We start from the raw sequence: 12,363 nt of genomic DNA on the forward strand, positions 1-12,363 counted from the left end.
AAAGCGTGTGTTAATATCTTCTGCAACCAGCGTTTGCTAATATTATTTTTAGTCGCATAAAGTTAATTATATTTTTTATCGCTATAAAACGCGTTGATTGAGTTTTAATAAGGGTAAATAAAGTGCAAACCAACAAAGATAATTTAGTCGTTCTTGGCGCTGGCTGGCTTGGCCAAGCCTTATGTATTGATGCACAAAAACAAGGTTGGCAAGTGCAAGGAACTCATCGTAGTGACACTCATCAATTTGATTTTGAACGTCAGTTTGTTTTACAAAACGGTGAGTTGCAGCACCAAGTAGATTTACAAAATGCGTATTGGGTCTGTGCAATCCCGCCTCGCAGTCGAGATAGCGAAAGTGATTATCCGCAAGTGCTTGAGCAGGCGTTAAAGCTGGCAACTGAGCTTAATTGCAAAGGCTTTTTATTGTGCTCATCGACTGGGGTGTATGATCAAGAACCTGGCGTTTATAGTGAAAGCAGCGATATATCAGGCACTAACGAGCGACAAATAAAGCTGTATGACGCTGAAGAGCAAGTGCTTGAACAGCAAGGTAAAGTGCTTCGCTTAGCCGGATTGTTGGGGCCAAATAGAGAGCCTGGTCGTTTTGTGGCGGGTAAAGAACTCAATACCTCTAGTCAGCAAGTGGTGAATATGGTGCATCAACAAGATGTGATCAATGCTATTTATGCGGTCCTTAATAACTGGTCGCAAGGACAGAGCATTTATAACGTGGTGAACCCAGCGCACCCGACCAAAGCAGATTATTATGCACAAAAGTGTGAGCTGTATGGCACACAAATGCCGAGCTTTAGTAGTAATGAGGTCGCTGAGCGCAAAGTTATTGGCTCAGCGATAGAAGCACTGGGTTTTAGTTATCAGTATGGTATTTAATAAGAAGGTAAGGGGGAGTGGCTTATGAAGTCACACAACTTACCTTCACTTAGTAGCGTGTTGGCCGCTTCAATATCGGGAGCAAAATACCGGTCTTTGTCGTAATAGCTAACATGTTGGCGTAGCAGTGCTTTGGCACTTTCTACTTTATCACACGCGCGTAGTGGTGCTCTAAACTCAAGCCCTTGGGCAGCACTGAGCCATTCTATGGCCAGTACGCCTTGCGTATTATTAGCCATATCAACTAGTCGTCGTGCTGCAAACGTTGCCATAGAAACATGGTCTTCCTGATTTGCTGAAGTCGGTAAGCTATCTACCGAAGCAGGGTGTGCTAAGGATTTGTTTTCAGAGGCCAGTGCAGCTGCGGTGACTTGAGCAATCATAAATCCTGAATTTACCCCACCGTTTTTTACTAAAAATGGCGGTAATTTAGATAAATTAGAGTCAATCAATAGAGCAATACGTCGCTCAGCTAAGGCGCCAATTTCAGCAATAGCAATCGCCAGGTTATCAGCGGCCATAGCAACGGGCTCAGCATGAAAGTTTCCGCCTGAAATAATATCCCCTACATCGGCAAATACGAGAGGGTTATCGGTTACTCCGTTTGATTCACACAGTAGTACTTCGGCGGCTTGACGTATTTGGGTTAAACATGCACCAAGAACTTGCGGCTGGCAGCGCAGGCAATATGGGTCTTGTACTTTTTCACAATTAATATGTGAGTCACTAATTTGTGAGTGGCTATCGAGTAATTCTCTAAATACGTGAGCCGTATCTATTTGCCCTTGCTGACCACGAATGTCATGAATACGCGCATCAAATGGCGCGCGACTGCCCATGGCCGCTTCTATACTGATAGAGCCAATAACACAGCTTTGTGCGTACAAGTCTTCGGCTCTAAATAAGCCTTGTAGTGCAAATGCAGTGGATGCTTGGGTGCCATTCAATAAGGCTAACCCTTCTTTTGCAGCTAATGTTAGTGGCTCAAGACCTGCAATTTTTAGCCCTTGTGTAGCGCTTATCAGCTCACCTTGATAACGCATTTTACCCTCACCTAATAAAGGCAAACACATATGCGCAAGCGGTGCTAAATCGCCCGATGCACCCACTGAGCCCTTTTTAGGCACGCAAGGGTAAACTTCACTTTTAAGCAGCTGCATAAAAAACTCAAGCACAGCTAAGCGAATACCAGAATAACCGCGCGATAAAGAGTTTATTTTTAGTGTGATCATCAATCTAACGGTGCTGTCATCCATTAACTCACCAATACCTGCGGCGTGTGAAAGCACAATACTGCGTTGTAATAGTTCGAGTTCATCGTCAGCGATTTTAGTATTGGCCAATAACCCAAAGCCAGTATTAATACCATATACAGTGCGATGTTCGTTTATCACGTTTTGGACTGTTTGAGCACTGGCAGCTATTTGCGCCTGTGCATTATTGGCCAGAGTTAAGTGTATGGCTGATTTGTTAATTTTTCTTAGCGTGTTTAAGTCAAGCTGACCCGGTTTGAGTGTATATGAAATCATGACTTGTCCTCATTAAGCATTGGTAGGTCTAGCTGCTGCTGTTGCGCACAGTTTTTTGCAATTTCATAACCCGCATCAGCATGGCGCATTACACCGGTGGCGGGATCGTTCCATAATACTCGAGCTAGACGCTGCTCTGCTTCATCGGTACCATCGGCAACAATCACTACGCCTGAGTGCTGGCTAAAACCCATACCTACACCGCCGCCATGGTGAAGCGATACCCAAGTAGCACCGCCTGCGGTATTAAGCAGAGCATTTAATAGTGGCCAATCGGAGACCGCGTCGGAGCCATCTTTCATACTTTCAGTTTCACGGTTAGGGCTGGCAACTGAACCTGAGTCGAGATGATCTCGTCCAATAACTACCGGCGCTTTAAGCTCACCGCTTTTAACCATATCGTTAAAGGCAACAGCAAGGCGCGCTCTATCTTTTAAACCGACCCAACAAATACGTGCAGGCAAGCCTTGAAATTGAATTCGCTCACGCGCCATATCAAGCCAATTATGCAGGTGTTTATCATCTGGAATGAGCTCTTTTACTTTTGCATCGGTTTTATAAATATCTTCAGGATCGCCAGATAGCGCTACCCACCTAAATGGACCAATACCTTCACAAAATAATGGACGAATATACGCAGGCACAAACCCAGGGAAATCAAATGCATTACTCACGCCTTCTTCTAGGGCCATTTGACGAATATTATTGCCATAGTCGGTTGTTGCTGCGCCCGCTTTTTGTAGTGCCAGCATCGCCTTTACTTGGACTGCCATTGACTGTTTAGCCGCTTTTACAACTGCTTGTGGGTTATCGATTCGCATTTTAGCTGCGTATTCCATACTCCAATCTTGTGGCAGGTAACCGTTAAGTGGATCATGAGCTGAGGTTTGATCGGTAACTATATCGGGGGTCACCCCACTTTTTACCAAGGTACTAAACACATCGGCGGCGTTACCTAGTAACCCCACAGAAAGCGCTTCTCCTTTTATGCAAGCATCTGTTATTAATTTTAGTGCATGCTCAAGAACTGTGGCTTTTACATCGACATATCCTGTTTTTATCCGAAAATCGATACGGCTTTCATCACATTCCACCACCAAGGCACTAAAGCCTGCCATAGTAGCCGCTAATGGTTGCGCGCCCCCCATACCTCCAAGGCCACCCGTTAATACCCACTTACCTTTAGCATTACCAGCAAAATGCTGTTTTGCCATAGCCACAAACGTTTCGTAAGTGCCTTGCACTATGCCTTGAGAGCCAATGTAAATCCAAGACCCTGCGGTCATTTGGCCATACATCATCAAGCCTTTTTTATCTAGCTCGTTAAAGTGCTCCCAATTTGCCCAGTGCGGTACTAGGTTTGAATTTGCAATTAATACCCGTGGTGCATTGCTATGAGTTTTAAATACACCCACAGGTTTGCCTGATTGCACTAATAAGGTTTCGTCATTTTCAAGGCGTTCAAGTGTAGCAATTATTTTGTCATAACTTGGCCAATCACGTGCAGCACGGCCAATACCACCATAAACCACCAGAGCTTGAGGGTGCTCTGCAACATCAGGGTCTAAATTATTCATTAGCATGCGTTTAGCCGCTTCGGTTTGCCAGCTTTTGGTGGTTATTTTATTGCCATGTTGCGCGCGTATTTCGCGTTGTGTGTCCAGTCGATGATTCATTGTTCACTCCTGTTAAATAGTATTAAGCGTTATGCGCTTTATTATTATTTTTAAATGTTAATTGCCCGCCCAAGCGGTACTTACTACCCGGCGATATAAGTCTTGCAAAGCTTACAATTCCGTTTATCGACCAAGTGCGGCGTATTACTTGTAAGCATGGCTCTTCGTTATATAGGTTAAGCCATTGGCACATTTCACTGCTTGGTGTAATAGCCTCTACCGTGTGCCTTGCTTGTGTTAAAGGGGCAACCGTTGATAGGTATTCGTGTGGGGTGAGAGCGGTAAAATTTTGTTGTAAATAATCCTTGGCAAGTAACGGGTTTACAAAGCGTTCTTCAACTTGCAAGGGACTGTCATTTTCGTTATGAATAATGACACTTCTATACACCACACTATCTACCTCAACACCTAAAGCAATAGCAATTGGCGCCACGGCATTGATTGATTCCAGCACCTGTACTGTGCAGCTGTAGTTTCCGTTTCGCTCTTTGACTTCATGTGCAATGTTTTTTATTTCGAGTAATGATGACTGCGACTTAAAGCTTGCGACAAAAGTACCTAGCCCTTGGCTACGGGTTAAAATGCCTGTATCAGTTAGCTCACTTAACGCTCGACGTGCGGTCATTCTGCTTACCGCAAACTGCTTTGCCAGTTCATTTTCTGAGGGCACGCGTTGGTTTTCAAGCCAAAGCCCACTGCGTATTTTGTCCACAATAAACTGTTTTATTTGTGTAAATTTAGGTGTTGGCATAAACGCTTTTGGTGTATTAAAAATAAACAATACTTAATAAGATGGCATAATTACCTTGTATATACAAGATGTGTTGTTAAACTCGTTTGAACATTATCGCGGAGAAACTTATGCAAGCCACAGAATCTACAGAACAGTTAAATGATATCGATTTATTGCTCACAGATGCCAACATTGCGACCATGGATAGCAATATTGATGCGCCTTATGGGGCGATAGAAAATGCGGCGCTAGCTATTAAAAATGGCAAAATAGTGTGGCTAGGTAAACAAGCTGATTTACCTAATTTTGATGTGTTAGCCACCCCGATATTAAGTGTAAAAGGACAATGGTTAACCCCAGGCTTAATTGATTGCCATACACATTTAGTGTTTTCCGGTTCTCGTGCGCAAGAGTTTGAGCAGCGTTTGCAGGGCGTGAGCTATCAGCAAATAGCAGCGCAGGGAGGGGGAATAGCAAGTACAGTTAAAGCAACCCGAGAGGCTGACCACGAACAGTTATTTGTAGCAGCAAAAGAGCGTTTAAATGCATTGTTAGCTGAAGGGGTGACGACGGTTGAAATTAAGTCAGGGTATGGGCTTGATATAGACAATGAGAAAAAAATATTGGAGGTGGCTAGGCTGTTAAATCAACATCACCCCATTGAAGTAGTTAACACCTTTTTAGGGGCACATGCGCTACCTTTGGAGTTTAAAAACCGCAGTGATGATTACATAGATTTGGTATGCAATGAAATGCTAAGCACGCTTGTTGAAAATGACCTAGTAGATGCAGTTGACGTATTTTGTGAAGACATTGGCTTTAGCTACGCACAAACTCAACGGGTATTTGATGCAGCTAAAAAACAGGGTTTGGCAATCAAGTGTCATGCCGAGCAATTATCAAATCAACACGGTGCAGGGCTGGTAGCACAATACAATGGCCTGTCGGCTGATCATTTAGAATACCTTGATGAAGCAGGCGTTAAAGCTATGGCAAACGCAGGCACTGTGGCGGTATTACTGCCTGGGGCTTTTTATTTTTTAAAAGAAACGAAATACCCACCAATTGAGCTGTTAAATAAATACAAAGTACCCATAGCGATCGCCAGTGACTTTAATCCCGGCACATCACCCTTGTGTTCGTTGCAATTAATGATGAATATGGCCTGCACCTTATTTAATTTCACCCCAGAGCAGGCATTAACTGGCGTAACAGCACATGCGGCTCGTGCTTTAGGTTTTACTGATAGAGGGGTATTAAAAGTTGGCGCTCGCGCAGATATCGCTCATTGGCAAATTGACCATCCTGCACAATTAAGTTATCAGTTTGGGGTAAATAAACTGTTAAATCTATGGATATTGGGTAAACTTAGTTAGTTTGTATAAAATTAACTCTTAAACCTATGTTTTATTTAATGTCAGTGAGTACGTCAGCTATGGATGGAACGTTATTGAGCTACAGCAATTTAGCTATTTTTTTAAGTGGTGCACTTTTAATGGCAATGGTTGCCACGCTATTAACCGTTAAAAGTAACGTAATGAGACTCAGCTTTTTATGTACTGGGCTCATTGGCTTAGCTATGGTGAGTAGCGCAATACCTTGGCTCGCTATTTTACTAGCGCTAGGTTTTGGTTTTAATTTATATCAAGCGAAGTTACAAAAGCAAAAAAAACCATTTCTTATCAGTGCCTGTGCAAGCGCATTACTTGCTTTATTGTTAATAGGGTATCTCTTTTTTACGCTGCATTTAGCGTGGTTGCTCATGGCTATTTTACTGCTCTCAGTCAGTGGTTTTTTAGCTGATAATGAGCCTAAAGCTACTACGCCTTTAAAGCCACAAACCGAGCCTGAGGTGTATGTTGAAAACTCACCCTTAGCCAGCTTCCCCGATAAACAACAGTTACGTCAAAAGTATAATGAGCTTACCAATGAAGGTTCATTCAGAGCCGCACTTATTGTATTAAGGCTAGAGGGGTTTGCGCAGGTAAATCAGCATATTGGACGAGATTTTGGTGACTTATTGTTGTCGCAGTCGGCAAATCGAATAAAAGACTTACTAGACAGTGATGAAGTGTTGTTCCTTGCTCCGCATGCTAAATTAGCGCATTTAGGCGGGTTAAATTTTGCGTTTATTTGTGATCTACAAAGCCATAATCATTTACATCAACAGCTTATCAAGCAAATTATTGGCGCTACATTAAAGCCCTTTAACGTGGCAAATTGCACTATTGAAGTAAAGGTAAGAGCCAGTTATGTTCATTGCGATCAACAAAGTACGAACTTTGATGATTTAATTAGTCATGCTTACTTGGCACTTGATAGTCAGCCAAGTAAACAAATAGTGGCTTATCATCAACAAATGACGGTTGAGCATTTAGAGCAACAAGCGCGATTAACAGAGCTTGCGAATATCAGCTTTGCTGATGAGTTTGAGCTGTTTTTTCAACCCGTTATTCGCAACGGCGATGGCCAAATTGAATTTTTAGAATTGTTATTACGTTGGCAACACCCCACGCAAGGCACCTTATCGGCAAGCCGATTTATAAATGATATTAGAATTGCAGGGCTTGGTTATTCACTGGCTACCTTTGTTATAGAGCGTGCTGGCGAATTAGCCATGGCACTTCGTATGGAAGGGATATCGGTACCTTTGAGTGTTAATTTATTTGGCCCAGAAATGCTCAATGAAGAGTTTGTTGATTTTGTTTACGGAGTCATTGGTGAGCATCAACTAAGGCCAGGCGATTTAATTATTGAATGTCCGCTTCATGTTTTTACCAGCCTAGATGATAAAGGCAGAGCCATGATCGCAAGGCTTAACAGTTTAGGTTTAAAAGTATGCGTTGATGGCTTGGGAGATAACCCCGTATTACTGTCTAAATTACCAAGTTTAGCGGTGGAGTATATTAAGGTATCTCCTGCCTTAACTGCTGACTTTAGTAATCAAAATAATATACGCAGCTTAGTAAGCGGTATGGTAGAAATGCATAATCAGCAACAAACAAAAGTGATTTTTGAAGGTGTTGAAACACTGGACCAACTTAAATTTGTGAAAAGTTTGAAAGCTTATGCCTCACAAGGCTACTACTTCGGACACCCTTTAAGTAGCTTAGGGTTAATGAGTTGGTTTAAACAGTGGTTACAGGCACAAGAAGACTAGGGAAGATTAGATTTTTTGCTTTGTTTGTAGGTAGGTATTTACTAAGGCGCTGATAACTTGACCACATTGTAATTTACCTGCAGCAAGAGAGTGAGGATGTTGTGACGGTGCTGCTTCGCATAAATGTAAATAAGCACTGTGATGATTACTTGCAGCTAAATAAACATAATGCTCGCCATCGCTAACATCAAAACCGCAATAATTAAATGCGCTTGCAGGCATGTTGGTTAGGCTATCTAAATCAACTTCTATTCCTAACGGTGCGTTATCAAATGCGTTTAGTGCATTGTTAGTTGCTTCCGTTAAACTTATTTCTCGCCTAACATTAATCGCTTGATAGCTGGTGAAACTAAATTTTGCACTTTGCATCGCATTAAAAATTTGTTGATTATTTTTAAGCTCATGTAAGCCAATTACATGGTAACTGTTAAGGTGCTGCTCTTGATAGGCGTAGTGAAAACCATTGCCACTGTGTCTGCCTTCACACTCTCTAAAGTCGGCATGGGGGTCTAAATTAATGGCGTTAATTGCGCTGTTTTTATATTTTGCAAGCGAGCGAATAATACCTAAGCAGTTGTTATGTCCGCCACCAATAATGATGGGTTCAAGACCGGCTTTAAAAATCATGCTTAAAATTGCTTCAACCCGCACATCAATCTCAGCGCACAACTGACGTAATTGGTCTAAATCGAGAGGATTTTGGTTATCAAGCGGGTGTGCTTGTTCCATTAAATCATCGAGGTTTACTTCGCCAAGCAGTAACACTTTTTGCATGGCAATAGCATGATTGTGAGGTTGGTTTAAAAAGTGTTGTAAAAAAGCGGGCCAAGCATGTTGTGCTCCGCCTTTACCTAAATTGGCTCTAGGTCCAATGTCTTCGCAAACGCCCAGTAAAACAAAGCGCATACCAAATTGTGCAGCATCAGTAAGCGCTTGTTGTATATTAACGTTTGCGTCAAGTAATGCCATTGACTGCCACGCTTTTTGTTCACCTGCACGGTTAGAACAAATGCGCTTTAGCGTGCTTTCGTTATATACTTTAAGGTGTGCTGTCACGCTACAGTTCTATTATTTCTAGCTCTAATTCTTCAGCAGAAAGTACAATACCTGTACTGTCGGCATAAACAAAATCATCATCGAAAAATGATACACCCGCAAAGTTAACGCCTATGCCGCTTTCACCCGCGCCTTCACTGTCAGCTGCAACCGGAATTGATCCAATGGCTTGAATTCCTAAATCCAGTTCTTCAAGTTCATCAACATGGCGCAGTGCACCATATACAATAATACCTTGCCAATTGTTTTCAAGTGCCAGCTCAGCCAGTTCAATATCAATTAAGGCTCTACGAGTGGAGCCTCCACCATCAATAAGTAAAATCTGATCTGTACCATCTTGAGAAAGCAATTGGCGGATCAGTTCATTATTTTCAAAACATTTTACCGTTTTAATGCGGCCACCAAAACTGTGTCGACCACCAAAGTTGATGAACATAGGTTCAAGCACGTCAACCACATCAGCGAAATGGTCACATAAATCAGAAGTGCTGTAATCCATTATTTTATCCTCAAAAGATACATAAGTTAGTAACTTAGTATACCCTCCTTATATTCAATAACAACGACTTAATTGCAGTAAATTTAGCCAGAAATAGAACTAAATCAATAACACGACTCATAATTTTTTAATAAAATTGTCATCTTTATAAATAAATATTTTAAAGCTATGGACTGAGCGCTTATAAGAGCGAGAGATTTAAGTTCTGATTGGCGAGACTGTAAAAATTAAACAATACTGTGATTAGGCCGATGATTATATTGTCCATTTGTATAAAGGGAGTTTGTTAATGGTTAAATTTTACTGGTAGCCCTTTTTTATGGTTTTTAATGATAGGCATTATTGTTTATTTCATGTAACAAAATTATGTTAATACAAGAAAGCATCACGTTATACTGAACTGGCAAATTTAATATAGGTATTTACAATGAACTTTTTACAGAATCTAACGATTAAACGTCGTTTACAATTTAACGCATTAATCGTTGGCTTAGCCATGATTGTTATGCTGTGCATCATCATTTATGAAGCACGTATTATGCTTAAATTAAATGAAACTATTCAGTACGCTGAAGAGCTAGAAGTGCATGAGCTTTCGATGCGTAAATACGAAAAAGACTTTTTGTTTTACAAAGATGAGTCTAGTTTAGAGCTATTTGCACAAGAATATAAAAAACTACAATTTAAACTAGAAAAGCTATCTGTTTTATCTGCAGATTTAAATATTGCTACGGCTCAGGTCAATCAATTTTCTACGTTAGCCCAACAGTACTATGACGACTTTCAAAATGTTGTAAAACTACAGCGTAAAATCGGGTTGCACCCAAAAGACGCTTTATATGGCGAGCTGCGAGAAGCAGTTCATAAAATAGAAACATTGCTTAGTGAGCATAATAATTACCAATTACTCACCACTATGCTACAGCTACGCCGAGCTGAAAAAGATTTTATGTTACGTTTAGATACCAAGTATTTAGATCGATTTAATAAATTAGCAAGCGAGTTAAAACAACAAGTAAATGCTGCAGAGCTACCTAATAATTTACGCAATCAATTGGTCTCGTTAATGACCAACTACCAAAATAAATTTACTGCATTGGTAGAGGCGCAGGTGGAACTAGGCGTCGATTTAAATTCGGGTGCCCTAGGGAAAATGAGAATAAGTGTTAAGAAAAGTGATGAAGTGGTCACTTTGATCACTAATGCGACTAAAGAGCAAGTAACTGAAACGGCGCAGCAGGCGCAATTATTAGCAATAGTCATTTTTATAATTGCAAGTATCATCGTTATGCTACTTGTGTACTTAACCAGTCGTTCAATTATCCAACCTATAGAAAAAGTTTATCAAGCAATAGGTAAGATCAGACAAAGCAATGACTTAAGCTTGTTTATAGAGCATAAAGGGAAAGATGAAGTAACGAGGATGACCATAGACTTTAATAGTTTAATTAGTGACTTTAAAGATCTCATCTATGAAGTAAATACGGCTCTAACAACGCTTAATATAGCAACAGGGAATCTATCTGAAACAACCTCAGCGACTAGCTCTGGTATGCAAGAGCAATTACATGAAGCGGATATGGTAGCAACCGCTGCTACAGAAATGCAGGCAACGATTCAAGATATTTCACACAATACTGAAGCTGCGGCTAAAAAAGCTGAATCGACCAATGTAAGCGCCCAGCAAGGTCAGGTTGAAGTAGAGTCAACCATTAAGCATATTAATGCCTTATCTGATTCACTTGGTAAAGCTTCCAGCGTGGTGTCTCAGCTAGAAAAAGATGGTGAAACCATAGGTTCTGTACTTGATGTAATTCGTGCGATTGCAGAGCAAACTAATTTACTTGCTTTAAATGCTGCCATTGAAGCGGCGAGAGCGGGTGAACAAGGTCGTGGCTTTGCGGTTGTTGCAGATGAAGTGCGCTCACTTGCACAGCGTACGCAGGAGTCAACCAGCGAAATAGAAGGCATTATTAACACCCTACAACAGCGTACTCAAGAAGTTGTGAGTATCATGCACCAATGTCGTACTCAAGGTGGCGAAAGTGCTACACAAGCAACAAAAGCGGGTGAATTGCTAGGAGCAATCACTGTTGATGTGCAAACGATTATGGAAATGAGTACACATATAGCCACTGCTATTGATGAACAGAGTCAGGTAGCATCAGAGGTTAATAAAAATGTAGTCCGTATTCGAGATATTGCTGAAGGAGCTGCCGCTCACTCACAAACTAATGCGCAAACCAGTGAAGAGGTATCTGAGCAAGCAAGGGTGCTTCATCAAGCAATCTCAAAATATAAAGTATAACTTTCCATAGAAAAAAGTGGCTTAATTGCCGCTTTTTTCTCATTCACAGAGTATAAGTTCAGACTAAATACTAGGGGACAAACTTTATGGGTACGCTGTCTTTGTTGTTTTCATGTTGTTTAACACGCTCTAAATACGTATCCCATAAGCTTGTTTGTTCAGCTTGTAATTTAGCAAAATATTGCCAGCTGAACAGCCCGCTGTTATGGCCATCGTCAAACTCTAAACGTAACGCGTAATGCCCTACCGGCGTAATGGTTTTAATGCCCACTGCTTGTTTATTTAGTACTAACTTCATAGGCTCAGATCCATGGCCTTGAACCTCTGCTGAGGGAGAGTGTACCCGTAAAAACTCAGCGCTAAATATAACTTCAGAGTTATCATCAAAATAAACATCTAAATTTTTACTCACACTATGATAGTGCACTTTTGTAACTTGTTTCATCGTCATCTCGCTTACAAAAAAGCCTCCATATTGGAGGCTTTTAGTATAACTGTTTGTGTTTTCA

Annotated in this window: 10 protein-coding genes; 4 read left to right on the forward strand and 6 right to left on the reverse strand. The window is 41.2% G+C overall.

Annotation, left to right across the window (positions count from 1 at the left end):
* The first annotated feature begins 122 nt into the window (after positions 1 to 122).
* Positions 123 to 893 carry an NADP-binding protein gene (locus tag AAGD16_RS01410; protein WP_016899310.1) on the forward strand — a complete coding sequence of 257 codons (771 nt, stop codon included), beginning with the start codon at positions 123 to 125 and terminating at the stop codon, positions 891 to 893.
* On the opposite strand, the gene hutH is transcribed toward AAGD16_RS01410, so the two are convergent.
* From hutH to hutC, 3 genes are read right to left on the reverse strand one after another with little or no spacing between them, the layout of a single operon-like run.
* Positions 890 to 2,422, reverse strand: a complete 1,533-nt coding sequence (hutH, locus tag AAGD16_RS01415) for a histidine ammonia-lyase (protein ID WP_016899309.1) — start codon at positions 2,420 to 2,422, stop codon at positions 890 to 892. The genes AAGD16_RS01410 and hutH overlap by 4 nt on opposite strands.
* Complete coding sequence (gene hutU / locus AAGD16_RS01420; protein WP_377113184.1) at positions 2,419 to 4,098, reverse strand: urocanate hydratase; 1,680 nt, start codon at positions 4,096 to 4,098, stop codon at positions 2,419 to 2,421. Before hutU ends, hutH begins: the two co-directional genes overlap by 4 nt.
* Before the next feature lie 22 nt (positions 4,099 to 4,120).
* Complete coding sequence (hutC, locus tag AAGD16_RS01425; protein WP_016899307.1) at positions 4,121 to 4,849, reverse strand: histidine utilization repressor; 729 nt, start codon at positions 4,847 to 4,849, stop codon at positions 4,121 to 4,123.
* A 110-nt stretch (positions 4,850 to 4,959) separates the two neighbouring features.
* On the opposite strand from hutC, the gene hutI reads away from it, so the two are divergent.
* Positions 4,960 to 6,207 carry an imidazolonepropionase gene (gene hutI, locus AAGD16_RS01430; protein WP_377113188.1) on the forward strand — a complete coding sequence of 416 codons (1,248 nt, stop codon included), beginning with the start codon at positions 4,960 to 4,962 and terminating at the stop codon, positions 6,205 to 6,207.
* Positions 6,208 to 6,266: 59 nt separating this feature from the next.
* The gene (locus AAGD16_RS01435; protein ID WP_377114749.1) at positions 6,267 to 7,991 is read left to right on the forward strand and encodes an EAL domain-containing protein; all 1,725 of its coding nucleotides are present in this window, start codon (positions 6,267 to 6,269) and stop codon (positions 7,989 to 7,991) included.
* Positions 7,992 to 7,997: 6 nt separating this feature from the next.
* On the opposite strand, the gene AAGD16_RS01440 is transcribed toward AAGD16_RS01435, so the two are convergent.
* Together AAGD16_RS01440 and rraA are read right to left on the reverse strand one after the other, a co-directional pair.
* Positions 7,998 to 9,047, reverse strand: coding sequence for a formimidoylglutamase (locus AAGD16_RS01440; RefSeq protein ID WP_013463896.1), 1,050 nt, complete (start codon positions 9,045 to 9,047; stop codon positions 7,998 to 8,000).
* Position 9,048: 1 nt separating this feature from the next.
* Positions 9,049 to 9,546, reverse strand: a complete 498-nt coding sequence (gene rraA, locus AAGD16_RS01445; RefSeq protein ID WP_008115004.1) for a ribonuclease E activity regulator RraA — start codon at positions 9,544 to 9,546, stop codon at positions 9,049 to 9,051.
* A 427-nt stretch (positions 9,547 to 9,973) separates the two neighbouring features.
* Here rraA and AAGD16_RS01450 point away from each other — a divergent pair, with 427 nt between their 5' ends.
* Positions 9,974 to 11,854 (forward strand): methyl-accepting chemotaxis protein, encoded by a 1,881-nt coding sequence (locus AAGD16_RS01450; RefSeq protein ID WP_377113193.1) that lies wholly within the window; start codon positions 9,974 to 9,976, stop codon positions 11,852 to 11,854.
* Positions 11,855 to 11,924: 70 nt separating this feature from the next.
* On the opposite strand, the gene AAGD16_RS01455 is transcribed toward AAGD16_RS01450, so the two are convergent.
* On the reverse strand, positions 11,925 to 12,299 hold the full coding sequence (locus tag AAGD16_RS01455; protein ID WP_008115008.1) for a gamma-butyrobetaine hydroxylase-like domain-containing protein: 375 nt from the start codon (positions 12,297 to 12,299) through the stop codon (positions 11,925 to 11,927).
* Positions 12,300 to 12,363 lie beyond the last annotated feature (64 nt).

The sequence above is a fragment of the Pseudoalteromonas sp. M58 genome, assembly GCF_042604605.1.
Taxonomy (GTDB): Bacteria; Pseudomonadota; Gammaproteobacteria; order Enterobacterales; family Alteromonadaceae; genus Pseudoalteromonas; species Pseudoalteromonas tetraodonis.

Bases quoted from the DNA above. Each gene is read 5' to 3' on its own strand.
- AAGD16_RS01455 (WP_008115008.1), bottom strand. From the start codon at position 12,299: ATGAAACAAGTTACAAAAGTGCACTATCATAGTGTGAGTAAAAATTTA.
- hutH (WP_016899309.1), bottom strand. From the start codon at position 2,422: ATGATTTCATATACACTCAAACCGGGTCAGCTTGACTTAAACACGCTA.
- AAGD16_RS01435 (WP_377114749.1), top strand. From the start codon at position 6,267: ATGGATGGAACGTTATTGAGCTACAGCAATTTAGCTATTTTTTTAAGT.
- hutI (WP_377113188.1), top strand. From the start codon at position 4,960: ATGCAAGCCACAGAATCTACAGAACAGTTAAATGATATCGATTTATTG.
- AAGD16_RS01450 (WP_377113193.1), top strand. From the start codon at position 9,974: ATGAACTTTTTACAGAATCTAACGATTAAACGTCGTTTACAATTTAAC.
- hutU (WP_377113184.1), bottom strand. From the start codon at position 4,098: ATGAATCATCGACTGGACACACAACGCGAAATACGCGCGCAACATGGC.
- rraA (WP_008115004.1), bottom strand. From the start codon at position 9,546: ATGGATTACAGCACTTCTGATTTATGTGACCATTTCGCTGATGTGGTT.
- hutC (WP_016899307.1), bottom strand. From the start codon at position 4,849: ATGCCAACACCTAAATTTACACAAATAAAACAGTTTATTGTGGACAAA.